Below are 26,158 nucleotides of genomic sequence, written 5' to 3'. Positions count from 1 at the left end.
GCTGTGATCGACGGGTCGTCGGTCGAGACGATCGTCCGCGGCCGGGACGGGGACGGCAACGCGGTGACGGCGCGGACGCCGTTCCGGATCGCGTCGATGAGCAAGTCGATGACGGCTGCGGCGATCATGCTGCTGGTCGACCGTGACCGCGTCTCCCTGGACGACCCGGTCGTCAAGGTCCTGCCCGACTTCAGGATGGCCGATCCGCGCTTCACCGGGATCACCGTGCGCCAGGTCCTCAGCCACACCTCGGGGCTGTCGAACAGCACGAACAACGAGTACGTGTTCCCGCCTCCGCGCAGCGCGCAGGAAATCGTGGCCGGGCTGGCCGACAAGACCCTGGCCGCCGATCCGGGCACCCGCTCGGAGTACCACAACACCAACTACTCGATCGCGGCGAGGATCGTCGAGGTGGTGTCGGGGAAGTCCTTCGACGCCTTCCTCCACACCGAGCTGTTCACGCCGCTGGGCATGACCGGCACCAGCTCGACGCTGGGGTGTTCCGATCGTGCCGAGGGCCTGCCGTCCGGGTACGAGGTCGTTCTCGGGGTTGCCGTCGCGGCACCGGAGATGCCGGGGATCTGCGTCGGCAACGGCGGGGTGATCTCGACCCTGGACGACATGGTGCGGTGGCTGCGGTTCAACCAGGGAACCTTCGGGGCGGACCTGCTGAGTGCCGGTTCCCTGGCCGAGTTGCACACCGTCCAGCCGAAGGCCGGCGACTACGCCCTCGGCTGGCAGTCCCGCCCCGTCGCAGCAGACGCCCCGCCGTCGGTGATCGGCCACGGCGGAACACTGGCGACGTGGACCGGGGACATGGTCTTCTCGCCCAAGACCGGTGTGGCCGCCCTCGTCCTCACCAACAGCGGCGGCGATCCCAGCCTGCTCTCGACCAACCTTCTCGCCGAACGGATCGGGGCACCGGCAACGCCGATGAGCAACCCGCTCACCGTCGTGAACGCGGTCCTGCTCGGGCTCACGGTGGGGATGGTCGCACTGCTGGTCACCGCGGCCGTCCGAGCGCGCCGCTGGGCCTCGCGACGCCGCGCGGCGCGCCGGCCGAGGCTGGTCCTGCGGCTCGTGCCCCTTGCCCTGGTGACGGTGCTGGGCGCGGTGCTGCCGACGCTGGTCTGGGGGGCCTTCAGCTTCCAGTACTGGATCATCACCGCCTGGCTGCTGCCGCTGCTGGCGCTCTTCTGCCTCGCCTGCTGCGTGCTCGGGGCGGTCGCACTCGGCCGTCGCCTCTGGTGCTTCCGGCACGCCGGTCAGGCGGCCTCCGCACCGGTACGGCCGGCCATGGCGGACAGCTGACCTGGGCCGGAACCTGGCCGGAACCGCCAAGGACTGAGAATTCATGAGGCGTTGCCGGTCAGAGTCCGTCGTTCTCGGCCCAGTGGTTCTTGACTTTGTCGATCTCAACGGGATGTGGATGCGGCCGATCTCGCCGACGATGGTGTTGATCGAGCGGGTCGAGAGCCGGCCGTCGGAGCGGCGGGCAGCGATGGAGGCGGCCGAGAGGAACAGCGCCGCCGGGGAGGTGCTGGCGACGGCGTCGCCGGGCCGCTCTATCGACGTTGCGCGGCCAGTTCGGTCAACCGCCGTTCCACGGAGGCCAGGCGATCGGCCAGCGGCCGGCTGTGCAGCAGCTGGGCGAACTCGTCGGCTTCGTCGGTGTCCAGCGGGACGGCGTGGGCCGGCTGGTCAGGATCGGCGGCGTCGTAGAACAGGATGGTGCGCTTGCCAGAGTGGGCGACGATGAGGCCGAGCCGCTCGCCATGCCGGGTGCGGCAGTGGTGAAGCGTCCGGGTGCCCGGGATGGTGACCCGCGTGTGTTCCATGGTGTGGTGTCTTCGTCGTAGGTGATCAGCGGGGATCCCCTCAGCAACCACACTACGCGGCCCGCCCGGAGCCCGCCATCGGCGCCGACACCCATTTCCGCAGGTGGCGGACGTGTAGAGGAGGGCGGCGCCCGGCGTGGACAGGGGACGAGGCCGATGGACACCCTTCTTCAGAAGTGGGCAGGGTGGTGGTATGACCGCTGTAGGAAGTGGGCGCACCGCGTCCGGCCCGGACGAGCGCAGGAAGGCACGCCCGGTGGCTTCGGCGTTGCTCCGGCGGATCGTGCTGATCAACGGGCTGGTGTTCACCTCCGGCCTGACGGTGCTGGCGTTGTCACCGGCCACGGTGTCCTCGCCGGTCCTGCTGACCGAGCTGCCGATCCTGGCCGCGGGCCTGGCGTTGACGCTGGGCGCCAATGCGTTGCTGCTGCGCCGCAGCCTCGCGTCGACGACCACGCTCTGGTACGCCATGGGCTGCGGCTCATCCTGGACGCCGAGCCCGATCTGACGGTGGTGGCCGAGGCCGGCGACGGCGCCGAGGCCATCGACCTGGCGACCCGCGCCGGCGCCGACATCGACCTGGCCATCTTGGACATCGCCATGCCGCGGATGACCGGCATCCAGGCCGCGCGGGAGATCTCCCGCCGAGCGCCCGGCATCCGCCTGCTCATGCTGTCGATGTACGACAACGAGCAGTACTTCTTCGAATCCCTCAAGGCCGGTGCCAGCGGATATGTGCTCAAGTCGGTGGCCGACCGCGACCTGCTGGAGGCCTGCCGCGCCGCCATGCGTGGCGAGCCGTTCTTCTACCCGGGCGCGATCACCGCCCTCGTCCGCGACTACCTGCAACGCCACCAGCGGGGCGAGCCGATTCCCGACACCGTCCTGACGCCGCGCGAAGAGGAGATCGTCAAGCTCATCGCCGAGGGCCACTCCGGCAAGCAGATCGCCGACATGCTGTTCATCAGCGTCAAGACCGTGGAACGGCATCGCGCCAACATCCTGGCCAAGCTCGGCCTGCGTGACCGGCTGGAGTTGACCCGGCATGCCATCCGTGCCGGCCTGATCGAGCCCTGACTCCTGCCCGGGCATTGCCCCGGCAGGGGTGGGTGTGGGTCGAGATCCGCGCCTTCCGCGGGGACCGGTTGAGGGCACAGCTTTCCCTGTCCGCTGTCCATCGCGGCAGGCATACAGATGCCGCCCGATGCGAATGGGCTCCGTTCACCTGCGGAAATGGGTGCTGGACCCGATGGTGATGCCGCTAGGTCGCATGTGATGGTGGCATGGAGCCCCTGTCCTGCCGTCCCGGAAGGAGGAGGCATGGCACAGTCCGGCACCGACCCGCTGCACGCTCTTGAGGAGCAGATGCAGCCGAGCGATCCGCAGGTCGCTCGCGCCCGGGAAGCAGGGCGCCCACGCCGGCCGCGCGCATACCCGCGACGGCGCGACCTGGCCTTGGCTCTGCTGGCGCTCTCTGTGGCGATGCTGGTCACGGGCATGGTGCTGCCGCAGGGCCTGCTCCTGGCGGCGGGCCTGGTCACGGCGCCGTTGGCGATGCATCTGCTCACACCTCCGCAGAACCTCCGCCACCCGGCCTCCCCTAACAGGAAGCGGCGCATCCCATCGCGGCGGCGCCGATCGAAGCGATCATCAGTGCCTGAGCGGCCCGGGAAACGACGGCCCATCCGTTCCGGTCGGTTGCGACACACTGGACCCTCCGCGCCGCGGAAGGTGGTGACCGGTGGGACATGCTGACACTCTGCTCGCCACGGGCGGCGCCTTTCTGGCAGCCGCTGTCCTGGCTCGTCTCGGCAGCCGGATTGGCCTGCCGACCATCCCGCTGTTCATGCTCGCCGGTATCCTGCTCGGCCCTCACACGCCGGGCCTGGTCCTGGTGGAGGACGCGCACGACTTCGAGATGCTCTCCGCGCTCGGACTGGTGCTGCTGCTGTTCTACCTGGGTCTGGAGTTCCATCTCGACGACCTGAGAAGCGGTGGCAGACGCCTGCTGGCCGCGGGCGCCACCTACCTGCTGCTGAACGTCGGTGCGGGTCTGGGATTCGGGTTCGCCCTGGGCTGGGGAGCGCGGGAGGCTCTGGTCCTCGCCGGCGTCCTGGGCATCTCCTCCTCCGCGATCGTCACCAAGATCCTTGTCGACCTCGGCCGTATCGCTCGCCCCGAGACCCGGCTGATCCTTGGCGTCACTGTTGTGGAGGACATCTTCCTCGCCTTGTATCTCGCCGCTCTCCAGCCCGTCATCAGCGGCGCCCAGGGCATCGCGGAAACGATCCTCCAAGCGGCCAAGGCGTTCGCCTTCCTGATGGTGCTGGCCGTCGCAGCCCGCTACGGCACCCGCCTGCCCGGCCACCGAGCCGCACACCGCACACAGGCCACCCCGCACGCCGGCACGGCACCCGGCGAGCCCGGCACCGCCGCCCTGACACCAGCGGGCACCCCATCTCACAGCAACAGCACCCCGGCAGCCCCCTCCGCCGGGCCGCGGCGGCCACCCACGCTGTGAGATGGGCCAGGCCGCCTCGCCGGCTACCTGGCGGCGGTGCGCCGCACCCGCCGGCTGTTCATCCCCCGCGACAATCTCCGCGAGACAGCCTGCGCGAGGAGATCCGCACGCTGGTCAACGCCACCCCCTGCCGTACGCGAGGCCGGCGTGCGGGGGCGTGCCCCTCGGGCGCGTCGGACTCGCGCGAGTTCGGACTGGCGGCCACGCCTGGGGTCAACGAGCTGTGCGCTCCCGAAACGCCTGGACTCCCGTCCTGACCGTCGGGAAGAAGTTCTCAGGTCCCAGCAGTTCGGTCGTGCCCGTGTCCTTGCGCTCGGCCGGGCGACGAGCGGGAGGTCCTCGCCGCGGCGAGCCGCTGCTGAGATCGGTGCGGCAGCTGATCGAGTCGGTCAACGACACCCTCAGGGGACAGCTCGACCTGGAACAACACGGCGGCCGGACCTTCGAGGGCATCGCTGTCCGGGTCGCTCAGCGCATCCTCGCCATGGCTGCCGCCATCTGGCACGACCAACGACCGGCGCCCCCGTCATGCGATCCCTGATCGCCTACGACCACTGACGAACAGTCTGGATTCGCGCGGTCGCGGTCGCCACAGCCACCGTCCTGCCGTCGGGGCCGATGAGCTCGCCGGCGAGAAAGCACACCTCCTTGCCGCGCTGCACGATCCGTCCGCGCCCCAGAAGCCGTCCGGGGCGGGCGGGACGGAGGAACTGCGGGGGCGGCCGGAATACGCCGCAAAGGGGCCGCGGGTTGCTGTAGCCGCAGCTCAGCGGGTTCGGCTGTAGACGCGACATCCTCTGTGAGGTGGGTGGTCCAGGGTCAGCGGGCGCGGCGACGTTGGGCGGGGTCTGCTTCGGCGGTGATGCGCGCGGAGGTCTCCTCGCCCAGGCGCACATAGCGGCCGAGGCTGGCCAGGTGCTGGTGGCGACTCTTGGCCTGCAACTCCGGGGCGGTACGCCCGGCCTGGGCGAGATGCTGCAGCGCACTGTGGCGAAGCTGATGCAACGTCCACCCCTGGCGGTGCGGGTCGAGCTTTGCGGAGGCGGTCTTGAACAGGTACTCGGCGCGTGGATAGGACAGCCGGCCCCGCCCGGTGACGGGGCAGATGTCGGCGGCCGCGGGCGCGCGAGATCCGGAGGCAGGGGCGCGCCGGTCGGCCAGGAACACCGGCCCGGCGGTGCGGCCGACCAGCAGGCGGGGCAGGATGCGGGCGGTGGGGGTGGCCCAGTGCACGTACTCGATGGCGCCGCCCTTGCTGGTGACGCGGGCGCGGCGGAACTCCAGGTCGAGGTCTTCGATGTTGAGGGTGAGGATTTCCTCGGCGCGGGCGGCGGTGTCGTACAGGAGCCGCCACAGGACTCTTTCGCGCAGCGCGTGGGTGGGGTCAGTGAAGAGTGTCTCCAGCCGGGTGCGCGGGATGGCGCGGTCTCCGCGGCGGGCGGGCTTGCGGCGCTCCAGGCGCCGGGCCGGGTTGGTGATGAGCAGTTCCTGGCGCTGGGCCCAGGTGGTGAAGGAGACCAGGGCGGACAGATGCCGGTTCCAGGTGGCCGCGGCCGCGGTGTTCCAGCGGTCCATCACTGCGGCGTACTGCTCGGGGGTCAGCTCGGCGACGGGATGGTCCGGGCCGATGATCGCGGTGAGGAGGGTGAGGGTCTCGGCGTAGCCGGCGCGGGTGGTGGCCGCGGTGCGGGACTCCAGGAAGCGCTCGACCGCTGCGGCGGTGGTCGAGCCGGTGGGGTCGGGTGGGCTGGGGAACGCCACGACGGACACGGGCTGTCCTCCTGCACGTGGATGTGACACATAATGTTACCGAGTCGCCCGCGGCGCGGCGGAGGCCGAACTGTGCGGACACGATCCGGTGACCGCCAGTGTGACAGATAATTCATCTTCTGTGTCACATGTTTTGGCCCGCCGCCTCTCCTGCAGGATGCACTCCGGTCAGCGCAAGGGTGAGCAGCCGGTCGGCCGGGGCCGCGCCGTCGGGTTCCTGCTCAACGGCCAGGCAGATGGCGTTGACGAGTTTGAGCAGATCCGTGATCAAGACGTCGGGCCGTGCGGCGTTCGCTCGGCAGGCGCGGACACGACCACACCGCCGAGATCCGCGCCTTGGGCAGCGGAGCGACGCGCGGCATTCGCTCACATCCCGACAGGCCCGAACCGCCCGGCGCTCCATCCGCCGACGATACGCCGAGGGCGAGGGTTCCCTGGCCGACCTGGCCATCGAGTACAGCGTCGGACGCTCCACCATTCACCGCATCATCCACGGCGAAGAAAACCCCTAAGTAGAACGCGGGAGCAACGCCTAGCTGCTCCTCGCCGTGGCAAGAGGAGTTCCGGCCCTTCGCAAGCACTCGCCACCCGTCACCGCAGGCCAGTGTTATCCGTTGGAATTTCCCCAGGAATACCGGCACCCCATGATGCCGTGGCGCCCGCGGCGGGCATGGGCACCTTCCAGGCTTTGGTCTGCGCCCATTTGCTGGCGACCCACCTGGCGGGGACGGCGGTCTTGGGGTTGGAGGCTGGCGAAGCAGGGCGGCTTCACCACGGCGAATGAGCCTCGCGCCGTTGGTGAAGCCGCCCTTTGGGGAGGGTTATCCGACCGCGTAGGCGCGGTGGATGGTCTGGCTGACGCTGTTGCCCGCGGTGTCGGTCATCGTGGTGCGCAGGGACACGAAGCCTGCTACGCGCGGATTGGTGATCTGCGCCGTCCAGGCCGAGCCCTCGGCCCTGACCCGGATGCCGCGCCAGGTCGCTCCGTCATCGACGGACATCTGCAGGTGGATGGACTTCACGGCTGCCGCGGGAGCGCCGGGATTGCGTTCGATCCAGATGGGCAACCGGGTGGACGATCCAGGCTTGGCACGGTTGTACTCGTCCAGCCCCTTGGGGGTGTAGCGGATCGCTGTCAGGGCGAGCGCTTCCGGCTTCGCGGTGTTCGCCGAGCGGAACGTCCACGTCGACTCCACCTTCGTGGACAGCGTGGAGTACGGCACCTGCCGGTCGGCCGTCGCGCTGAGCGTGTACGTCGCGGGCTTCGCCGGGATGCCGGCGGTCAACCGGCAGGAATCGAGCTCCCACGGCCCGCACCTGGTGTAGTCAATCGTGGAGATGACCTGATCATCCTTGGCGAGGCTGATGGTGCCGATGGCCGTGCCATCCATGCCGACCCGGCCGGGCACGCCCTCGGAGAACAGCCGGGCGCCGTCGAACACCACGGTGTTCCCCTCTCGCCAGGCGCCCAAGGTGGCGAAGGACGGGCCGCTCACCGCGACGCCCCACGTCTGCCGATCGCGGCCGTGGCCGGTGGGTTCCGTGGCCCCCGTGACTGCGGATTCGCCGACGCGCAGCGCGCTGGACCACTTGTGCCCTCGCGTCCGGTATTCCGTCAGCTTGCCCGGCAGCGGCACATCGTTCGTGGGGGTCAGGAATCCGTTAGAGACGCCTTCGATGGCGTTCGCCACGTAGTAGGTGCCCTTCGCGGCCGTTCCGGCGCCGCGGAAGGTCGTGGTCACCTTGTCGAGGTCCTTCACCCTGGCCGTGTAGGTGGGGTCTTCGGGCATGCCGTCCTGGCGTTCGTCTACCAGGTCGTAGCGGACGGGGGTGGGAGAGGCGTCCTTGGTGTGGAAATGCATCCTGCTGACGTACTTCAGTCCGGGTTGCTTGGAGCCGAGCACGAAGTACACGGAGCTGGGGTCCGGCCTGCCTCCGGCCCAGCCGAGCCACCATGAACCGTTGATCACCCACATCTCGAGCCACCCGCTGGTGACAGCCGTGGGCTCGTCCAGGGCGAACCTGATCGGTTTGGCCTTGCGCGTGTCCAGGATCACTTCCGTGCCCTGTTCGCCGACCTTCACCGGCAGGTGCGTGGTCGTGATGCGCGTGCCTTCGTAGATGTCCACGTACAGGCTCCACTCGCCGGCGGGGAGCCGGTAGGTGTCCGGCGTGCCGATAAGGACCATCCGAACACTCTCGCCCTTGCCGTTGTAGAACTCGCCGATCGCGTCGACAGGCTGGCCGTCGGTGCCGAGTGCGCTGATCTTCACGTCGTAGGCTTCCGGCTCCACGTACGCGGTGGCGACGGTACGTACGAGAAGGTCACCCGATCGGGCCGTAATGGTGCCCGGGTGATCACCGGGCTTTTTGCCGGTCCCGTCGATCGTCACGGTGACGGACGCCGTGCCCTTGGCGGGCACCTCGACCCGCTGTGCCGAGGTGCGCAGCACGTCGCCGTCCACGGTGAGGTCCAACGTGACCGGGGAGTCGCCGGCGTTGGTGTAGGTGATCTCCTTGGTCGCTTGCCGCTCGCCGGATCCGCCCCAGCGGAAGACCGTGCTGATGTTCGCGGGACTCGCGTACACCTGCTGACCGATCGCGCGGACCACGTCGACGCGCCCGGCGCCCTGGTCGAAGTGTGTGGCGCCGGCCTGCGGCGCGGCGCTGCCGATGAGCGCGGCCTTGAGCTGCTCCCCGTTCCAGTCCGGGTGCCGCTGGGCGAGGATCGCCGCCGCGCCCGCGACGTGTGGCGCCGCCATGGAGGTGCCGTTGTGGGCGACGTACGGGCCGTCGGCCGTGCCCTGCGCGGCCGCTGCCATGATGTCGACGCCGGGGGCGGTCACGTCGGGCTTGATCGCGTGATCGCCCAGCCTTGGGCCGCGGCTGGAGAATTGGGCCATCTGGTGGGACTTGTCGACCGCGCCGACCGTAAGTGCCGCATCGGCGCTGCCCGGACTGCTGACCGAGCCGGGTACTCCGTCGTTGCCCGCCGCGATGACGAACAGCGCTCCGGTACGCGCTGACAGGGTGTTGACAGCATGCTCCAGCGGATCGATGCCGGGCGTGTCCGGGCCGCCGATGCTCATATTGATGATCTTCGCTTTGACCTCGGCGGCGGCCCATTCCATGCCCGCCAACAGTGCCGCTTCGCCGGCGTACTCGCCGCCGACCTTGCCAAGCGCGATCTTCGCGCCCGGCGCGACGCCCCGATACTTCTCTCCGGCTCCGGCCACGATGGAGGCGACATGGGTGCCGTGTCCAACGTTGTCGGTAGTGTCGGGTTCGTCGGAGAAGTTCCGCGACTGCGTGACCACGGCCTTGAGATCGGGGTGAGTGGCGTCGTAACCGGAGTCGAGCACGGCGACCGTGACATCGGATCCGGTCAGCCCCTGTTGCCACGCCTGCGGGGCCCCGATCTGCTTGACGCTCTGGTCAAGGGTGATGGGCCGCTTACCGTCCAGCCAGATCTTCGACCTGCCCGCGGCCAGTGATCGGGCGCCGCCGACCAGGCTCTGCCAGGTCTGGCCCGCCGTCGCCTTGGAGACGCTCGTGGCGGCCAGTCCCAGCCCGGCGAACTCCTTCGCCTTCCGCGTTCCGCTGAGCGCCTGTGCCGCCTTCCCCTCGGCGGACTGCACGATCAGCGGTATCTCCGCCTTGTGGGCGTCGCCGTACCGCCAGGTGAGCAGCTGCGTGACGTCGAACAGGCGCTCATCCAGCAGACCCTGGGCCAGCAGCCGCTTCGCGTCCTCTGGAATGACGTGGAGGTGGCCCTGACGGCGCTGAACGTCGAAGCGCTCTTTTCTGCCTGGCCCCGGCTCGATCCGGTAACCGTTCGCGGTGACGGTCACCCGGTCGCCGGTCAGCAGCGTCACCGAGCCCGACACCCCGGTCACGGGAGATACCGGCGCGGCCGCCTGCGCGGCGCTCGTGGTGCCGCCTGTGATGAGAGATCCCGCCACGATCATGGCGAGAATTCCGTGAGTTAATTTCATCTGCTCTCTCGTCGTCGATGTGCGGAGAGTTGATCCTCCGATGGAGCAGAGACGCTGATGGCCTGGGAAGCGACTCTGCCGTGCCTTCTGGTCAGCAGGGGGCCTTGGAGGCGGGCGCGTCGGGGTGCCGCTCGCACGCCGCGAGCGGCACCCCGAGAGCGCTGGGTCAGACGAGCTTGCGGTAGATCCGGGACGGGATCGCCTGGGCCGCGCCCTCCCGGCCGAACTCCTGGTAGACCCGCGACGTGATCTCCATGGCCTTGGGAGAGTAGGCGGGGTAGAAGTCCTTACCGCACTCCAGGTCCTTCAGCGCCGCCTTGATCTCCTTGTCCAGGTACGGTCTGGCCTGCGAGGGCTTCAGGTTCGGCCGGAAGATGACGGTCTTGCCCTTGGGCGCCTTTGGCAGTTCGCCCTTCCACGCCTTCTTGGCGACGTCCGAAGCCTGCCGCACGATCTTCGTTTGGCTCAGACCGTCCAGCGCGGTCGGCTCGGTTCGGCTGACGCCCAGGCACGCGGCGAACTGCTTGCCCAGCTGGACGAGCCGCTTGTCCTGGTCGAGGACGCTCAACGACTTTCGCACCGCCGCTTCGAGCTGGTCGTGGTAGTCCTCCTGGGAGGTGACGGTTTTGCCCAGCACCTCTTTGACCGCCTGGGAGAAGCAGGACTCGTCGGCGGCGCGCCACTTCTTCAGCTCGCCGGCCGACAGCGACATCAGCATCTTGTTGTTCGGGTTCTCGTGCTGAACGGAGTTGACGACCTCGTCCTTCGGATAGACGTTCGCCGACCAGACGCCGAAACCGTACTTGGCCCGGTACGCTCGCAGCGCCTCCAGATCACCCGCGAGCCGCTCCTGCTCCCCGGGCTGCCACGTGTACCGAGGCTCCGGGGAGGCCACGTAGTCCAAGCCCCGCTCCGTCATGCAGGCGACGCGCTTGGCCTCCAGTTGCGTCTGCTTCTCGTACGCGGCGGCGTCCCCCGGTGGCGACGCGGTGAGGCCGCCGAACGAGCCGGCGAGCAGGGTGGCCGCGACCGCCTTGGCGATGAGCATGGATGTTCTCCTTCTTCCTTGAGAGCATGCCGGATCGATCTGAGGGCATGCGAAACAGAACTCACGGCCGGAAAGGCCGGATCATGGGAAAAGTCTCAGCAGGGGATCTTCATACGGGACGCCTTCGGCGACACCTCGGGCAAGGCGGGGGCGAGATCGACGGTGAGCACCGCGGTGCCGGTCACCGTGCCCTTCTTCTCGGTGTAGTCGCCGCCGGAGGGCGTCTCCACTTTGCGGTCCCTGGTGTTCACTGTGCGATCGCCCAGATAGTGGTAGGTCGTCCGATCGAAGATCAGCTCGGACCGGGTGCCGTTGCCCTCGTCCATGGCGACGGCCAGGCCGGGGCGGCCGGCGGCGTCCACGGCGTCGCCGATGAGCACGATGCCGTCCAGCCCGGCGGCGACCTGGTACAGCGCGGCGCCCAGGCTGGGCCGTACCACGGACTCGCGGACCAGGCTCTGGAGGGAGTGCCAGATGCGCAGCGGCTCCTCGCCCGTGTCGGCCACGATTTTCGCGCGTACCTGGGCGGGGTCCGTCGGCCAGGCGCCCAGCCGCGCGTAGGCCGGCTGGCCGGGACAGGTTCCCGGCTCGTACACGATGTCCTCGACGCCGCGGTCCCAGTACTTACGGGGCGCCGGTCCCGTGGCCGACAGGTTCTGGCTGCGGCTCAGCCAGGGCTTGCCCAGGTCGGCGGCCTCCCACCGCTCTTGGTTGACCATCACCTTGGTATAGAGCATGCGGCCCGACTCGTCCTTGGTGTGCAGGCTGTGCTGGGCCAGCGCCTTGGTGTGCACGTACTGGCCGCGGGCCGGCACCGTGTCGGGCCGGTCGGCGGCGGCCCGGGCAGCCAGGGTGAGCAGCGCCTTGGCGTCGGCCGGAGGGGCGGCGAGCAGGTACCCGGAGGTACGCGGGTCGGAGCCACCCAGGCTCACCTGGGCGACGATGATGCCACCGGTGAGCATCACCGCCATGGCACCGACCAGGGCGACGCGCCGGATCGGCAGCGCGGCGGGCCACCTGCGACGCGGACGATCCCACCGTGACGCCTGTGCTTCGCGGGTCAGGCGGAGGAGGCGGTCACGCCCCTTCACCGCCGCCTCCGGCGGGGGCCCGGGCTCCGCGAACACGGCCTCGATCAGCTTCAGCTCGTCCATCACCACTCCCCGATCGGGTTGACGTCGCCCAGGGCCTTGCGCAGTTTCTTGCGCGCCCTGTTGATCCGGGACCCGACGGTCCCCACCGGTATGTCCAGAGCGGTGGCGATCTCCCCGTAGCCCAGCCCGCCGAAGACGAGCAGGAACACCACGTCGCGATCGCCCATCGCCAAGCCCTTCAGCCCCCGTACGAGCTCCGGCCGGCTGGCCTGCGCCGCGAGCTGCGCGGTCACCCGATCCTCGTGCCCGTCGACGGAGTCCTCAGCCGCCACCTTGCTGAGCGCGTTCAGGCGGCGGCCCTCCCTGCGGCGGTGACGGGCCACAACGTTCGTGGCGATGCCGAATAACCACGACCGAACAGTGCCCCGCTGCGGGTCGAAGCCGTGCCTGCCGTTGAACGCGAGCAGGAAGGCGTCAGCGACCAGGTCCTCAGCCTGCTCACTGCCGAGCCGCGCGGCCAGATAACGGTAGACCTCCGTGAAGTACCGGTCGTACAGGAGGGCGAAAAGCTCGGGACTGTCCAGCGACCGCTCGACCACGGTGACGTCCTCCATCACATCGTTGGCGTCAGGTGGTGCAGCCATGGCGTCCTTCCGAAGGCAACTGTCGCCCAGTGTTCGCCGCTCGGCAGGTTTTCTTCACGCCAATTTCCGTCCAGGCACGGCCCGCCTGCCGTCCGGTGAGCGCGGGCTCAGACGCAGTATCTCGGCTTCAGGGATGTGGACCAGGCCGGGAGTATGTCGGTGATCGGCGCACGGGTTATGGATCAGAGTTCACGCCCTCGCCCCCGGCACGAGTTCCTGGCCGCCTAGCAGGACGTACGGGGTCTTGTCGAAGATGAGGGATTCGCGGCCCCGGTGGTCCACCCGGGTAACGGCGATGCCCGAGTTGCCAGTGGCTCCTTGAACTCTTCCATCTCGATACCCGGTAGAGTATTGGCGATCCTGAAGATGGCCGCCTGCTGCTTGGGCGGAATCGGGCTGCCGAGGACGCTGAGCACGCCGTACCAGGTGCGGGTCGCGACGTCCTTGTTGAGGACGATCTCGTTACCCGCGTTCGGCCAGCTTGCGCCGGAGCTGCTTCTGGTCGGTCGGCCATGAGCGGAGGTCGGCGTAGGTGGAGCCGGAGCACCGGGTCGGGAATTACTTGTACTCGCGGCCCCGGGGGACGGACTTCGCCGGCTTGTGCCAGATGAGATCGAGGCGGAAGCCGTCGACGGACTCCGAGACCTCGCCCGTGATGTGGCGCGGAACGGCGTTCGGAATCTCATTTTCGCTGCGTGTCTCCGCGGTCCGCTCGTAGTGCAGGTATTGGTCGGTGGGCATCCTGCACGGCTGCCTCAAGACCGGCACCCTCTACGACGAGGTCACGGCGTGGGCGCATCACGCCGAATCGCCCGCTGCTTGACACTCAAGCTCCAGGGATGTCTTTCTCTCGTACTTGGTATCCTGCCCCTTACTGAGACTTCCGGACACGAAGATCACCGGCACCGGACCTCGTCCACCGGGCGATCAGGCGCAGACTCCTTGATCACATCCGGGCTGCGCTGGAACCGAAACGCACGCCAAAGTCCGCGCGTGAGCCGCTCTGGACACCCGTCGCTGACCTGCCCGAACCGGCTTAACGTGCGATCCGGTTCCGTTACAGGTCCACCTCCGCGTCCCCGAGGACCGGATCTACACTGACCGCGGCTTCTCCGGCACCATCCGCCGCAATCGTGGCGGCCTCGACCAGGCCCTCGCCGCCGTATGGGACGGCAGCGTCTTCACGGTGACGAAGTTCGATCGGTCCGCCCGCAACATGGCCGAGGCCAATGAGGTCCTCACCGGTCTGTCAGGACGCGGCGTCCTGTTCGGCCTCGGCGCCAACGTCTACGACTGGACCGACCCGTTCGGGCGGCTGTTCCTGCAGACCCTCGCCATGGTCGCCGAGTTCGAGACCAACCTCGGGCATATGCGCACCCGCGAGGGCATGGCCTTGGCCAAGAAGAACGGCAAGCTCAAGGGTAGGCAACCCAAACTGCCCGAACCTGCCCGGCGCTCCATCCGCCGGCGATACGCCGAGGGCGAGGTTTCCCTGGCCGACCTGGCCACCGAGTACAGCGTCGGACGCTCCACCATCCACCGCATCATCCACGGGCCAGGAACCTCCAGGTAGAGCGATCGCACGCCGAAGCCGGACGTCACGCTTCGCACAAGATCATTCTCACCGTCTACGACTGTTCCTGGTTTCCCCGACCCCGTCGAAGCCCGGGCCCACGCGGCCGCCGCCCTGCCCAACCGGCTCGCGCTGCTGCGCGACCTGGGATTCGACGACGCCGAATCCCTCGATGGCCGGCTGGTCGACGTCCTGGTGGCCACCGGCGGTCCGGAGGACGTCGCTCGGCGGGGTGAGCTGCATCTCGACGCCGGTGCGAATCACGTCAGCCTGCACGTGCTGACGGCCACACCAGCTGAGCCGCCATTGCCTCAATGGCAGGAGCTGGCCGCACAGTTGCTGTGAGCGGCCCCTGTTCGGCCGTCCAGGCACGAGCTGGGACGTGCGGGTCCGTCATCATGCCACCCCTGCATGGGGCATCAGGCCAGGGCCGCGGCGAACAACACTCGTGGTTCCAGGTCCAACCGGGTGTTGGGGGTGTCGTCCGGCGGGGTGAGGTTGAGGGTCCAGTTGCCGAACCGGCGGACGGTGTGGGTGATGTAGGGGGAAACGGTCGCCAGGTCGTCCAGGTCGACAGGTTGTCCCTCGGCGGCGATGTCGTTGGCGGCGTCGGTGATGTCCAGGGCTGTTGAGTACATGACGCAGTTGGCGAGCAACTCGTTGAACTTGATGACCTTCTCCTGGTAGTCGGGGTCGTTGTGGCCGATGAGCTTGCCGCCGAACATCAGCCAGTCGGCGAAACCGTGGAAGGCCTCGTTCCGGTTGGTGACCTGGGTGATTTGCTCCCGGAGCTGCGGCTCGGACAGATAGCGCAGCAGCGTGATGGTGCGGATCGCCCGGCCGAGTTCCCTGAACGCCCGGTACAGGCGGTTCTTGCGGGAGTGGTTGCCCAGCCGGCGCAGCAACGTGACCGACGACATCCTGTTCTCCCGGATGGAGATCGCGGTGCGCAGCAGGTCCGTCCAATGGGCCTCGATCAGGGCCCAGTCGACCGCCTCGTCCCCGAACAGGGAATCGATGTGCTGGTAGTGCGTGTCGAGGGCAGGCCGGTAGAAGATCAGGTCGTGCCAGTTGCGGATGCGGGGGAGCAAGTCGAATCCCAGGAGCGCGGCCAGGCCGAAGACCGGCAGCGACTGGCCTTGGGTGTCCGCGTGGATGGTATCGGGCTGGACATCGGAGGTGTTCTTCAGCAGGCCCTCGATGATGTAGACCGCCTCCCACACCCCGCACGGGATGAAGTGGCTGAACAGGGCGACGTAGGTGTTGGAGATATGCCGGTAGGCGATGCCTCCATAGCCCCCGTACCGGATGGACGTTTCCGCCAGGAGGTTGTTCTCCCACGTGTCGATCTGGGAGCCGTCCGCGGCGACGGTCTTCCCGTCGCCCCACACGCCGGCCACGTCCAACTTGCTGAACGCGTTGACGACCGTCGCCGATGCTTTCTCAATCTTGCCGGCGGTGGCGTGCTTGTTGCCTGCCAGTGAGAGCTCATGCACGCTGACCTTGCCGCGCATGTGTGCTGCGACCTGGGACGGGCCGAGTAGCGTGCCGTGCGCGAACACCGTCAGCACGTAGCGAGCCAAGGCCTCTTTGATCTTTGGATCCGAGCCGGAGGCCGGACCGAAGTGATGGTGCCAGCCCAGCAGATAGGCGGTGCGCGTGAGGATGTCCAGCAGCGCCCGCTGCGGCAGCCGGTCATGGACCGCAGCCTCCAACTCCAGCGCCTCCGGCCGACGCTCGGCGCCCTTGCGCCGCTTGAGCACCGGACGGCCACCCTCCAGCACCAGATCGGTGTTGGAGGGATACCCGGCATCGACGCTCTGCGCGAGGGCGGCAAGCTTGTTCCGGAAGAAGGCCGGTCAGCTGCGACGGCTCGGACGGGATCCCGGCCTCCTCGCAGAACCGGGCAACCAGCGGCTCACACTCCTGCCAGGACATCAGCTGCTCGTGCAGGTTGGCGTAGGACTCCGACCCCGCCACCGCGATGTCTCCGGACCGCAGCTCCGCCACCAGGTACGAGAACACGCACACCTCCAGGTGACGGCGCATCAGCATCCCCGGTTTGTTCTTGTCCCGCAGGACCTTCTTCCACATCGCCGAAGCGAAGCCGTCGATGTCGATCGACAGCGTCACCGTGACCGGTTGTCCGTCCGCGCCCACCCGCTCGACCGTCAGCCGCTCCGGCACAAACACGGCCTTCGCGCCCCGCAGCGCCCGCAGGAACTCCACCGCGTCAACCACGCTTCGGTCCGCGCTGGTCGGCTCCAGCGTGATCGCGGTCACCAGCGTGAACAGCGCCGCACGGTGGGACCCGTAGTACTGCTCCAGCAGCGGCAGGTAATTGTTGCCGTGATGAGCCGACACAGCCTCATGGGCCGCAACCAGCACTTCCACCCCGCCTGCCTTCTCCAGCGTCTTGAGCACCAACCGGCCGGCCCGCTCCGTTACCTCACGCGTGTCCGGCGCTCGGCCCTCGACCGAGGCATTACCGTTGCTCTCGGTCGACGCCTCCTCCTGAGAAGCAGTGGCCTCGCGAACCATGGATAGCACGTCGCCGAAGACGCCCAACAGCCGCTCCGATTCGGCCCGATGCGCCTCCCGCAGGGCGTCCAGGCGCTCGCGCCCCTTCTTGTGGATCGCGGCCATCCGCTTGCAGAACATCGTCACCACGTCATCGCGGACACTGGTCCGGACTGCGTGCACAAAGCACACAATCAGTGTCAGCCGCTTGTCCTCGTTGATGATCTTCTTCATGTCGGCAACGTCGGTGACCCGCGCCTCCCCAGCGAAATGAGCGATCTTCCCCGGTGGCACGCCCTCCAGCCACACCTCAGTCGGCCCGATCGCGTCGATACCCTCCAGCAGATCCAGGCGCTGCTTGAACTTGCCCAGCGACGCGGCCTGCGCCACATCCTTCAAACGGTCGAACTCGCTGCGCCGACTGATCGGATCCACCACCAGCATCCGCGCCAGCCTGGCCTTGGCCCCAGCGACGAGCCGTCCAGCGACGCTCTGGTAGAAGCCGTTGTTGACCTCGGCGCGGATCGTCGCGACCATCGCATCCAGCGTGGTGTAGCCCGGCAGCTCACAGCGCGCCCGAACCAGCTCCTCCAACGCCACGTTGATCAAGTCTGCAGGATTATCTTTCGTCAGGACCGCCCTACGAATCGCGTCCTCGGCCACCTTCCGGACCCCAGCCCCGTCATAGACGACCTTCATCCGCTTGCGGACGAACTCCCGATGGCGCTTGGCCGACCGAACCGCCGCACGCTCCAGCGCTACGTCCTCGCCGAGCCCCAGAACGTCCCTCACATGCCGCACCACCAACAGCGGCACATCCTCGACCTTCGGGAAGTACCCCAGCTGCTGGTAGGACTTCAACCACACCACCAGGGCCAGCAGATGCTGCTGATCCTGCGTCTTGGTACGCGCCCACTCCACCTCGGCATCCGTCGGCGTGAACGCCTCGGCCAGCTCCCGCCCCGACACCACGCGGCCAAACCGTGGATACGCCGTGCGATCGACCGAGGTCACAGCCAACCCCCGCAGATGCGGCCAATAGGACGCCGCCCACCCTAACGATCAACCGTCAGCCCCGCGGCCCCTTTCCGGCGTATTCCGGCCGGTCCCCAACTGAACATGAAGATCGAGAGTCGGCGCGAACTGGTCCTCCGGCAACGTCGCGACCAGCGCCGGACCCAAGGTGTCATCGAGCATCGCGGCCAAGAACCCGCCCTGGATCACACCGACAGGGTTCGTGAACTGATCACCCGCCTGAAATGCCACCTCGATGGTCCCCTGCTCTGGATCCACCCCAACCAGTTCCCAGCCCAAAATCACCGCTGCAGGCGGCGGTGGGACCCGCCCCGCCTGCACATCCCAAAACAACCCACGTCTTTGCGTATCCATCTCCATGAGCCACATTGAACAGGCCGCCACTGACAGCTTCGGGAGGCGGCGCCCTCGCGCCTACACCGCCCCGCAAGATCGGCGGCGGCCCACCACCAACCACGACGGCCCCAAGCACCCGGTCTATCCGGCTGTGGAAGAACTCGGCCGCGTCGTACGTGCCATTCCAGCAGGGCCGCATGGCGGCCTGGGGATGTCGCTTGTCCGGGAAGCTCACGATGGTTGGACAGGCGAGCACGCCAGTCCATGACCCCGGTGCGCGACCGTGGGCCGGTCGGCCTGCAAGGGAGTAACCAGATACACCGAAGAAACCTGCCGTGATGCCAGAGATCCCCGCCGTGCCCTGCTGCCACTCGGACTGTCATCCCCCTCATCTGGCTAGACACGACCCTCGACGTTGACAGGTCCCTGGGCGTCGAGTCCGGCCGCCAGGCCGAAAGGCGCGAAGATCTCGGCACCCTGGAACACCGAGTTGCGGCTGATGCCCTCGGCGGTGACGGTGAAGATCTGGAGCGTGTGGGGCTCGTATCTGCCACCGACGCGCTGGAAGGCGGCGAATCCGGGCTGGCCGTTGGCCGTAACCGTCTTCAGCCGCCAGTCCGTTCCGGCCTCCTGGAAGACCCATTCCATGAACAGGCCGTAGTTGCCACGGCCGGCGAACCAGTTGAGCATCGGCGGCATCTCCATGATGACGTCCTCGGTGAGCAGCCGTTTGAGACTCTCGACGTCGGCGTGCTCGAAGGCCTTCATGTAGCGATCGACCCAGGCGCGCTGCTCGGCCGCGGACGGCTCGTTGAGAGGTTCCCGCCGGACGCCGACTTCCTTCACCCGGGTACGCGCCCGCTGCAGGGAACTGTTCACCGATACGGTGGTGGTGCCGAGGATTTCGGCCGCCTCGGACGCGGAGAAGCCGAGCACGTCACGCAGGATCAGCGCACCGCGCTGACGCGCCGACAGGTGCTGCAGGGCGGCGGCGAACGCCAGGCGCAGGCTGCTGCGGTCGATCACGGCCCTGGCCGGATCGCCCGCCTCCAGCAACGAGTCCGGCAGGGGCTGGAGCCAGGCGAGGTTCTCTGCCTGGACGAGCGGCCCGAGCGGGTCCGACGCGGCCACCAGCCCCGACGGCAGCGGCCGGCGGCCGCGGACCTCCAGGGCGGTCAGGCAGGCGTTCGTCGCGATCCGGTAAAGCCAGGTGCGCAGGGAGCTGCGCGCGGCGTCGTACTGCTCCCGCGCCCGCCACGCCCTCAGGTATGTCTCCTGGACCAGGTCCTCGGCGTCGTGAACCGAGCCGAGCATCCGGTAGCAGTACGCCAGCAGCTCCGTTCGGAACGGTTCGACCAGGCGATCGAAGCCTTCTTCCCTTGTGGTCACGCGCCCACTCTCCTTCTCTGCTCCTACCAAGATCACCGAGCCCTGCGAAGCGCCTGACCTGCATACCGGTTGGAAGCTCGGCCGATAACGAGTACCCCGGCTCACGACAGCTCTCGACGCAGCTGCCGCACCCGCCACGCCCACGACGCACTGGCTCCGACACGACACCGAGCAGACTGAGTCCCGTCCTGGCAGCCAGGACGGGACTCAGTCTGCTCAGCGCGAACCTGCGGGGGCGGGCGTCAGCTCGGCAGGACGGCCGGACTGTTGTGGTACGCCGCGAGCAGCCAGGCGCCGTCACGCTTCTCCAGCACCCAGGTCGCGTACACCATGCGCTCGGCGGGGACCTCGGTCTCGCCCGGGAACCTGACGCCGGTCTCGCTCACCGCGACCGCGGCGCTCTCGCCCAGGAAACGGATGCTCTCCAGCTTGTCGATGGTCGTGCTGCCCTTGAGGAAGGACGCGAAGCCGTCAGCCATGTTCTGGCGGACCTCCTCCTTGGACCTGCGGTAGGTGCCGGGCATGATCGCGGTGGCGTCCTCCGTGTAATCCGTGACGAAGGCGTCGGCGTCGCCAGCTCCCCAGGCCCTGTAGAGGTTTTCCAGGACGCCCTCAATGGCGGCCACGTCGTGCGGTCGGATCTGGGTCATAGCTCTCCTCAGCGCTTGCATTCCCACGGCCTGCGACAGGCTCACCGGTACATACCGGCGAGGGCCCCGGAACTCATCGCACCGGGCCGAAGAACTTTTCCGGCCCGCCCCTGCCGTTCGTCACCGTGGTCATGGTGCGGTCCGGCGGGCCTGGCCGGGTCCCGGGGCACCCGTAGCATCGGCCGAGCGCCGCGGCGGGTGGCGCCGACGTGGTGGTCCACGCCGCCGGAAAGGCAGGCACCCCGGCTGACATCGCCGAGCTGGGTGTCGCCGGCCCAAAAGATCACTCGCTCCGCGACGAGCGGACGGACCCCCTTGTCCAGGACACACAGCACCCCAGGAAAGATCCGTTATCGTGCCTCGCGTATCCCGAGAATGTATGCCGCGGTAAGCGCAACGGCACGGTCGTCGTCATGTGACAGGTCTGCGAGGGCTCGTGACGCTGTGGTTCCCGGGATACCCGCGAGCGCCTGTGCCAGCCGTCGACGTGCAGACGATTCAACGGTGCCCTGGGCGAGGCGATCAACGAGCCTGGTGGTGATCTGATCCGCCAACGCGGGACGACTCGCCAGCGCGCTCAGTGCATCGGCCGCATCGACGTCATTCGTCCCCTCGATGACCATATCGATGAGTGTCGGGACCGCGTCGGCCACTCCACGTACCCCGAGTGCCAGAGCCGCATACCTGCGGACCACGATGTCGGGGGCGGTGAGGGCGTCCTGCAGCAGCACGGTCGCCTCACCGTCCGGGATCTCGGCGATGGACTGGACGGCACGTTTGCGCACCTCGGCTGCTGGTGAGCCGAGGCCCTCCGCCAGCAGCGTCAATCCGTCATCACCCGATTGCGCCAAAGCCCATCGAAGGGCTCCGGCGACGTTCGGGTCCGTCTCGCTCAGCGCTGCCTCGACCAGTGCTTCCACCGGCACCGGAACCTCTTCGACTGAGGACAGGGCCGCGTGCTGACGCTTGCCGGCGCTCTTTGACCCCAACGCCTGCAGGAGGGCGACGATCTGGAGGACGTCCTCCCAGCCCGCGGGTTCGGCGGCACCGATCCGACGCAGTCGTGTGAGCAGCTCCGTCTCAGCTGCGATGCGTTCTCGCGTCTGGCGGATGAGGTCGTCGACGAGCTCTGAGGGCGTGAAGTCAGGATCATCGAAGGCGCGCTTGACCTCACGCAGCGACAACCCCAATGACCGCAGGCTCTCAATATGGAAGATCCGCCGGATGTCCTCGCTGGAGTACTCGCGATAGCCGGCGTCGCTACGCCCCGTTGGCCGCACCAGGCCGAGCGAGTCGTAATGCCTGAGCATGCGGGCGCTGACCCCGGATCGCCGTGCCACATCACCGATCAACACTGTCCATCACTCCTCCTTGCTGGTGCTGCCGAGGGCCATGATGCGCTTCGCCTCCTCGATCGCGAACCCGAACCCGGCGTCCGGGTCGCGCAACAGCCGTTCCGTGGCGATCGCGTGCGCGCGCACCCGTGGGTCGAGATCCGTCATCGCAGCGCGCAGCGTTGGCACAATCACCTCACCGAGCGCGATCAGCGCCCGGCTGAGGCTCAGCTGCATCTCACGTTCGCCGCGCCCGAGCTGTGTCGACAACACCGCGGCCAGCTCGGGCTCTTCGCCATCGGGCACGAGCACGACCGCTGCCCGCCAAGCGCTCCGCGCCACCTCGTCGTCGGCGTCGGACAGAAGCGCCCGTGTGATCACCGGCCACGCTTGCCGATCCCCGATTTTGGACAGCGTGTGCAATGCCTGGCTCCGTGCCTGCGCACGCTCCGAGCGGACTTCCTTGAGAAGCTCTGGGACCGTCATTGATGCCGAGTGGCGAGTGAGTGCCCATGTCAGCATGTCGCGCACATGGAATTCGGGCTCGATCGCGCATCGCTCGATGAGCTTGTCGATGAAGCGCGGGTCAGGGGTCGTGCCGACCGCCAGCGCTGCCCGCAGCCGCACTGACGAGCTGCTGTCCTCCAGCCCCTGGAAAGCTCGAATCGTATCCGTGTCCTGTTTCAGCATGGTCATCGGGACCACCTCCTTGGCAACAGTGAAGGCCTTGTCACTGTGTCAAGGTCAAGTGGGGGCACGGCGTGAGATCACCAGGCACCCTCTGCCCACCGGGTTCGGTCGACGTCGGCCTGGAGCTCCTCACCGGCGGGCTGCAGGGCTCCCACGACCCCTCCGGCGTGGTGTTCACCGTGCTGGCCGCGCTGTCGGGGAGGGAACGCGGATACATCCGCGACCGCACCTTGGAAGGCCACGAATCCGCCCGGGCCGAGGAAAGACCATCGGAGGCGCCGCCGCGGCACCGGCCGAGGGCCGACCAGCCTGCGCCGACCGTAACTCTGATCACTCACAGCTACTTTTCGGCTGGTGGCACGGACCCGAGCGGAGGGCCTACGAGGGAGAAGAGCAGGGCTCTGTCCTGCGCAGCATTGCCGGGTATGCGTGTTGGCGTGTCCGTCAGGTGACTCGCAGATATTCGGGCATCAGTTGAGTTCCCGGACCATCGGTGCCTCCGGGACCGGCCTCGGCGTGCACCTGCGAGGCATTCAACGGCTCGCCGCACTCGCCGCAGCGGACTTGAGCACGGGTCACTGCGCCACATCGTTCATGGCGAAGCAATGCCGGTGGTCCGGCCGCGCCCGCGGTCCATCGATCTCCCCACGCGATGATCGCGAACATGATCTCGCAGAGCTCGAGGCCCTTGACCGTGAGGTGATACTCGTGCCGGACGGGGTGCTGCGAATACGGGCGGCGCTCGAGGACGCCTTCCTCGACGAGCCGCTGTAGCCGCTCGGCCAGCACCTTACGGGAGATTCCCAGATCGCGCCGCACCGCGTCGAATCGGCTGATGCCGACGAAAACATCGCGAATGATCAACAGGGACCATGGCTCGGCGGCGACGTCCAGAGTCCGCGCGATGGAGCACGTCATGGCCCCGAATGAGGTGCGCTGCATGATCTGCAGTCTAGTTCCCTGAGGAGACCAACCCTGATAGCGTCAGTCTCCTAAGGGAACTGACACGGAGGCAGTGATGTACAACGCGATCGTCGCGCGCAGGGTGCGGACCGCTTGGGGCCATCTCAACGACCGCGACATCGGGTTCGTCCTGAGGATGTTCGCGCCGACGTTCACACACCGCTTCGCAGGAGAGAACGCCATGGGAGGAGTACGCGACAACATCGATTCCCAGCGCCGGTGGTTCGAGCGGCTGTTTCGACTGCTCGCCGACATCCAGTTCACCGTTGATGATGTGCTCGTCAAGGGATGGCCCTGGCGTACCCGGGTCGTGGCGCTCGTGCGGACCAGCGGCACGGCCGCCGGTCACCCCTTCAGCAACGAGTTCGCCCAGACGATCGAGCTGCGCTGGGGCCAGATCACACGTGTCAACGTGGTTGAGGACACCGAGAAGATGGCGACGATAATTGGCCGTCTCATCGAGAGCGGCGTCGAAGAGGCCGGCGCTCCGCAGATCAGGGACCGTCCGGACCCACGCGATCTCGTCGACCGCTCGCCGAACCCTCGCTGAGCCCGGGCCCGGACTGGAAACTCCGATGGCCTGGCGCAGCGCCGCCAACGCGGTCACGGCCTTCACGCTCGCCGCGGCGGCGCAGGGCCCCGGCAGGGCGGAGAGCGCCCTTATGATCATCCTTGCGGTAAAAGCGGCGCGCCGAGATGGCCGCCGGCGGGCGAACAGCGCCCGGCACGCGCTCACACCGGTTCCTCAGGAGCGGCCGCGTGGCCTGGTGAGGCGATGGCCGAAGTCGCGACAGACGGAGGCCGTCCGCGCATACCGCTGGATTTCCGCGCGCCCGCCGCGACCGTCCGGCCTAGCGTGTAGCCGCGAAAACGTGTTGCCGTAGATCCCTGCAAAACGTATGGTTTTACGCTCGTGATCACAATGGTGGAGAGGGTCCTGCCTGCCCGGCTGGGGACAGGATTCCGATGGCTGCTGGCCTCGAGCTGGCTGACGAATCTCGGTGACGGGGTCGCGGCCGCCGCAGGCCCGCTGCTGATCGCGACGTTGACCCGCGATCCACTGATGATCTCGCTGTCGGCCCTGGTGGGCTGGGCGCCGCCGCTGCTGTTCGGCCTGTATGCGGGCGTGCTGTCGGATCGGTACGACCGGCGCAGGATCGTGCTCGTCGCGAACGCGGTGCGGGCTCTGGTGCTGGCGGTGCTCGTCGTACTCATGGTGACCGGCACGGTGACCGTGGTGACGGCGCTGGTGGCGCTCACGCTCCGGTCCATCGCCGAGGTGTTCGCCGACAGCGCGACGGCCACGCTTACGCCCATGATGGTCGGCAAGGACGATCTCGTCATCGCCAACGCCCGCCTGGGCACGGGGTTCATCACGCTCAATCAGCTCGCCGGGCCGCCGATCGGCGCGGCGCTGTTCGGCCTGGGCTTCACCTGGCCGTTCGCGGGCCAGCTGCTCCTGGTGGTGGCGGGGATCGTCCTGGTCTCCCGGCTCACGTTGCCGCCGCACGGCCGACAGGGCGCCGATCCCAAACCCGACACCGTACGGGAACTCATCGCCGGGTTCAGCTGGACCATCCGGCACGCGGCGGTCCGCACGCTGGCGCTCACGATCCTGATCTTCAACTTCACGTTCGGCGCGGCCTGGTCGGTTCTCGTCCTCTACACCCAGGAGCAGCTCGGCCTCGGCAGCATTGGCTTCGGCCTGATGACCACCATCGGCGGGATCGGCGGCCTGATCGGCACCGGCCTGTACGGGGCCATCACCCGCAGGGTGAGCCTCGGCGCCCTGATGCGGATCGGGCTCATCATTGAAACGTTCACCCACTTGGGCCTGGCACTGACCCATTCGCCGTGGGTCGCCGGGGGCATCTTCCTGGTCTTCGGCGCGCACGCGTTCATCTGGGGCACGACCTCGGTCACCGTCCGCCAGCGCGCGGTCCCGCACGAGCTGCAGGGCCGGGTGGGCAGCGTCAACACCATCTGCGTCTACGCCGGTCTGGTGGTCGGCTCGCTGATCGGCGGTGTTCTGGCCACCCGCTTCGGTGTCGCGGCGCCGTTCTGGTTCGCCTTCGCGGGTTCCGCGGTGTTCGTGGTGCTGCTGTGGCGGCAGCTCATGCACATCGCCCACGACGACTGAGCCGCCCTTTCCGGTTTGATGTCTCGGCATCATCGGTCGTAGTCCCTGGTTCCGCCGCAGGCCTACGCGGGAGCCTTGAGCGCATGGTTGGCGATGTCCGCCGACCAAGACGCTCGGTCACATGAGGGGGAATCTCTGGTGTCACGTCCGGCGGCAGGGCCGACCGACGGAGCGGTGGTCATCCACCCCACCTACCGGCTCAAGGGTTGGCACAAGAGCTCGCCGTGGTGGCGCGAAGGCGGGGACCGGGTCGGCATGAGCCACGTGCCGCTGCCCGACCTGATCAACGCGTTCATCGACGCGGGGCTGAGCATCGATCGGCTCTCCGAGCCACGCGAGCACCCCGTCCCATCGGTGCTGGCGGTAAGGGCGTTCCATCGAAACTGACGTGATCGCCCTCAGTGGGTGGCCGACCCCCCACCGGCTCACCCGCAAGTCGTGACCCGCGAAAACGCTCTCGTGAGACGCATCCGAACGGAAAGTCACGGTAAGCCGCTCAACTCTGCTCTGCTAACGGGACTTCTCGAGGCTGCTATATCTGTCAAGCGGCTGTTTGGAGGGGTTCTGGGTCGCGTTCGAGGAGTTTGAACAGTTGTCGGGAGAGGGCTCGTTTGAGGC

General features: G+C 68.0%; 26 protein-coding genes and 1 pseudogene. 10 read left to right on the top strand and 17 right to left on the bottom strand.

The features are described 5' to 3' along the window. The coding region (locus ACZ6R6_RS47770) for a serine hydrolase domain-containing protein (RefSeq protein WP_470104001.1) at positions 1 to 1,311 on the top strand (1,311 nt) is incomplete at its 5' end. A 254-nt stretch (positions 1,312 to 1,565) separates the two neighbouring features. On the opposite strand, the gene ACZ6R6_RS47765 is transcribed toward ACZ6R6_RS47770, so the two are convergent. Continuing rightward, positions 1,566 to 1,838, bottom strand: coding sequence for a cation:proton antiporter regulatory subunit (locus tag ACZ6R6_RS47765; protein ID WP_470103999.1), 273 nt, complete (start codon positions 1,836 to 1,838; stop codon positions 1,566 to 1,568). Between the two features lie 193 nt (positions 1,839 to 2,031). On the opposite strand from ACZ6R6_RS47765, the gene ACZ6R6_RS47760 reads away from it, so the two are divergent. The 5 genes and pseudogenes from ACZ6R6_RS47760 to ACZ6R6_RS47740 form a co-directional block, all read left to right on the top strand. Beyond that, positions 2,032 to 2,346 carry a hypothetical protein gene (locus ACZ6R6_RS47760; protein ID WP_470104006.1) on the top strand — a complete coding sequence of 105 codons (315 nt, stop codon included), beginning with the start codon at positions 2,032 to 2,034 and terminating at the stop codon, positions 2,344 to 2,346. Continuing rightward, positions 2,298 to 2,915, top strand: coding sequence for a response regulator (locus tag ACZ6R6_RS47755; protein ID WP_470104004.1), 618 nt, complete (start codon positions 2,298 to 2,300; stop codon positions 2,913 to 2,915). Before ACZ6R6_RS47760 ends, ACZ6R6_RS47755 begins: the two co-directional genes overlap by 49 nt. A 117-nt stretch (positions 2,916 to 3,032) precedes the next feature. After that, the gene (locus tag ACZ6R6_RS47750) at positions 3,033 to 3,593 is read left to right on the top strand and encodes a DUF3040 domain-containing protein (protein WP_470103997.1); all 561 of its coding nucleotides are present in this window, start codon (positions 3,033 to 3,035) and stop codon (positions 3,591 to 3,593) included. Next, a complete protein-coding gene (locus ACZ6R6_RS47745; protein ID WP_470103995.1) occupies positions 3,580 to 4,359 on the top strand; it encodes a cation:proton antiporter in 780 nt (259 codons plus the stop codon). The genes ACZ6R6_RS47750 and ACZ6R6_RS47745 overlap by 14 nt, the downstream gene beginning before the upstream one ends. Before the next feature lie 340 nt (positions 4,360 to 4,699). Next, positions 4,700 to 4,917 (top strand): annotated as a pseudogene (locus ACZ6R6_RS47740) (IS982 family transposase); the annotation flags it as partial. A gap of 261 nt (positions 4,918 to 5,178) precedes the next feature. Here ACZ6R6_RS47740 and ACZ6R6_RS47735 read toward each other — a convergent pair. From ACZ6R6_RS47735 to ACZ6R6_RS47705, 7 genes are all read right to left on the bottom strand, one after another. Next, positions 5,179 to 6,129 carry a tyrosine-type recombinase/integrase gene (locus ACZ6R6_RS47735; protein ID WP_470103994.1) on the bottom strand — a complete coding sequence of 317 codons (951 nt, stop codon included), beginning with the start codon at positions 6,127 to 6,129 and terminating at the stop codon, positions 5,179 to 5,181. A 124-nt stretch (positions 6,130 to 6,253) separates the two neighbouring features. Beyond that, complete coding sequence (locus ACZ6R6_RS47730; protein WP_470103992.1) at positions 6,254 to 6,532, bottom strand: SbtR family transcriptional regulator; 279 nt, start codon at positions 6,530 to 6,532, stop codon at positions 6,254 to 6,256. A 418-nt stretch (positions 6,533 to 6,950) separates the two neighbouring features. Further along, positions 6,951 to 10,124 (bottom strand): S8 family serine peptidase, encoded by a 3,174-nt coding sequence (locus ACZ6R6_RS47725; RefSeq protein WP_470103990.1) that lies wholly within the window; start codon positions 10,122 to 10,124, stop codon positions 6,951 to 6,953. 166 nt (positions 10,125 to 10,290) lie between these two features. Further along, positions 10,291 to 11,172 carry a hypothetical protein gene (locus ACZ6R6_RS47720; protein ID WP_470103989.1) on the bottom strand — a complete coding sequence of 294 codons (882 nt, stop codon included), beginning with the start codon at positions 11,170 to 11,172 and terminating at the stop codon, positions 10,291 to 10,293. Between the two features lie 95 nt (positions 11,173 to 11,267). Further along, positions 11,268 to 12,326 carry a CU044_5270 family protein gene (locus ACZ6R6_RS47715; RefSeq protein WP_470103987.1) on the bottom strand — a complete coding sequence of 353 codons (1,059 nt, stop codon included), beginning with the start codon at positions 12,324 to 12,326 and terminating at the stop codon, positions 11,268 to 11,270. After that, on the bottom strand, positions 12,326 to 12,910 hold the full coding sequence (locus tag ACZ6R6_RS47710) for an RNA polymerase sigma factor (protein WP_470103986.1): 585 nt from the start codon (positions 12,908 to 12,910) through the stop codon (positions 12,326 to 12,328). Before ACZ6R6_RS47710 ends, ACZ6R6_RS47715 begins: the two co-directional genes overlap by 1 nt. Before the next feature lie 558 nt (positions 12,911 to 13,468). After that, positions 13,469 to 13,651 (bottom strand): hypothetical protein, encoded by a 183-nt coding sequence (locus ACZ6R6_RS47705; protein WP_470103985.1) that lies wholly within the window; start codon positions 13,649 to 13,651, stop codon positions 13,469 to 13,471. Between the two features lie 349 nt (positions 13,652 to 14,000). Here ACZ6R6_RS47705 and ACZ6R6_RS47700 point away from each other — a divergent pair, with 349 nt between their 5' ends. Continuing rightward, positions 14,001 to 14,483 carry a recombinase family protein gene (locus ACZ6R6_RS47700; protein WP_470104002.1) on the top strand — a complete coding sequence of 161 codons (483 nt, stop codon included), beginning with the start codon at positions 14,001 to 14,003 and terminating at the stop codon, positions 14,481 to 14,483. Between the two features lie 48 nt (positions 14,484 to 14,531). On the opposite strand, the gene ACZ6R6_RS47695 is transcribed toward ACZ6R6_RS47700, so the two are convergent. The 9 genes from ACZ6R6_RS47695 to ACZ6R6_RS47655 all read right to left on the bottom strand — a co-directional run bounded on the left by ACZ6R6_RS47695 (position 14,532) and on the right by ACZ6R6_RS47655 (position 23,379). After that, positions 14,532 to 14,747, bottom strand: a complete 216-nt coding sequence (locus ACZ6R6_RS47695; RefSeq protein ID WP_470103983.1) for a hypothetical protein — start codon at positions 14,745 to 14,747, stop codon at positions 14,532 to 14,534. Positions 14,748 to 14,902: 155 nt separating this feature from the next. Continuing rightward, positions 14,903 to 16,246, bottom strand: a complete 1,344-nt coding sequence (locus ACZ6R6_RS47690) for a transposase (protein ID WP_470103981.1) — start codon at positions 16,244 to 16,246, stop codon at positions 14,903 to 14,905. Next, positions 16,179 to 18,017 carry a DUF4158 domain-containing protein gene (locus ACZ6R6_RS47685; RefSeq protein ID WP_470103980.1) on the bottom strand — a complete coding sequence of 613 codons (1,839 nt, stop codon included), beginning with the start codon at positions 18,015 to 18,017 and terminating at the stop codon, positions 16,179 to 16,181. Before ACZ6R6_RS47685 ends, ACZ6R6_RS47690 begins: the two co-directional genes overlap by 68 nt. Before the next feature lie 48 nt (positions 18,018 to 18,065). Continuing rightward, positions 18,066 to 18,398: a PaaI family thioesterase gene (locus tag ACZ6R6_RS47680; protein ID WP_470103978.1), complete on the bottom strand. Its 333-nt coding sequence runs from the start codon at positions 18,396 to 18,398 to the stop codon at positions 18,066 to 18,068. 372 nt (positions 18,399 to 18,770) lie between these two features. Next, positions 18,771 to 19,799: a sigma-70 family RNA polymerase sigma factor gene (locus ACZ6R6_RS47675; RefSeq protein ID WP_470103976.1), complete on the bottom strand. Its 1,029-nt coding sequence runs from the start codon at positions 19,797 to 19,799 to the stop codon at positions 18,771 to 18,773. Positions 19,800 to 20,005: 206 nt separating this feature from the next. Beyond that, on the bottom strand, positions 20,006 to 20,413 hold the full coding sequence (locus tag ACZ6R6_RS47670) for an SgcJ/EcaC family oxidoreductase (RefSeq protein WP_470103974.1): 408 nt from the start codon (positions 20,411 to 20,413) through the stop codon (positions 20,006 to 20,008). Between the two features lie 350 nt (positions 20,414 to 20,763). Then, complete coding sequence (locus ACZ6R6_RS47665; RefSeq protein ID WP_470103972.1) at positions 20,764 to 21,768, bottom strand: HEAT repeat domain-containing protein; 1,005 nt, start codon at positions 21,766 to 21,768, stop codon at positions 20,764 to 20,766. Positions 21,769 to 21,774: 6 nt separating this feature from the next. Continuing rightward, positions 21,775 to 22,443 (bottom strand): HEAT repeat domain-containing protein, encoded by a 669-nt coding sequence (locus tag ACZ6R6_RS47660; protein ID WP_470103971.1) that lies wholly within the window; start codon positions 22,441 to 22,443, stop codon positions 21,775 to 21,777. A 438-nt stretch (positions 22,444 to 22,881) separates the two neighbouring features. Then, positions 22,882 to 23,379: a winged helix-turn-helix transcriptional regulator gene (locus ACZ6R6_RS47655; protein WP_470103969.1), complete on the bottom strand. Its 498-nt coding sequence runs from the start codon at positions 23,377 to 23,379 to the stop codon at positions 22,882 to 22,884. A gap of 76 nt (positions 23,380 to 23,455) precedes the next feature. Here ACZ6R6_RS47655 and ACZ6R6_RS47650 point away from each other — a divergent pair, with 76 nt between their 5' ends. The 3 genes from ACZ6R6_RS47650 to ACZ6R6_RS47640 all read left to right on the top strand — a co-directional run bounded on the left by ACZ6R6_RS47650 (position 23,456) and on the right by ACZ6R6_RS47640 (position 25,927). Further along, positions 23,456 to 23,950, top strand: a complete 495-nt coding sequence (locus ACZ6R6_RS47650) for a nuclear transport factor 2 family protein (RefSeq protein ID WP_470103967.1) — start codon at positions 23,456 to 23,458, stop codon at positions 23,948 to 23,950. A 372-nt stretch (positions 23,951 to 24,322) separates the two neighbouring features. Beyond that, entirely contained in the window at positions 24,323 to 25,540 is a 1,218-nt protein-coding gene (locus tag ACZ6R6_RS47645) for an MFS transporter (protein ID WP_470103965.1), read from the top strand. 138 nt (positions 25,541 to 25,678) lie between these two features. Then, positions 25,679 to 25,927, top strand: coding sequence for a hypothetical protein (locus tag ACZ6R6_RS47640; protein ID WP_470103964.1), 249 nt, complete (start codon positions 25,679 to 25,681; stop codon positions 25,925 to 25,927). The last annotated feature ends 231 nt before the right edge of the window (positions 25,928 to 26,158 follow it).

The sequence above is a fragment of the Streptosporangium sp. NPDC048886 genome, from assembly GCF_055586905.1.
Note: the sequence above shows the minus strand (reverse complement) of the source record. Positions and strands in the feature narration are given on the sequence as shown.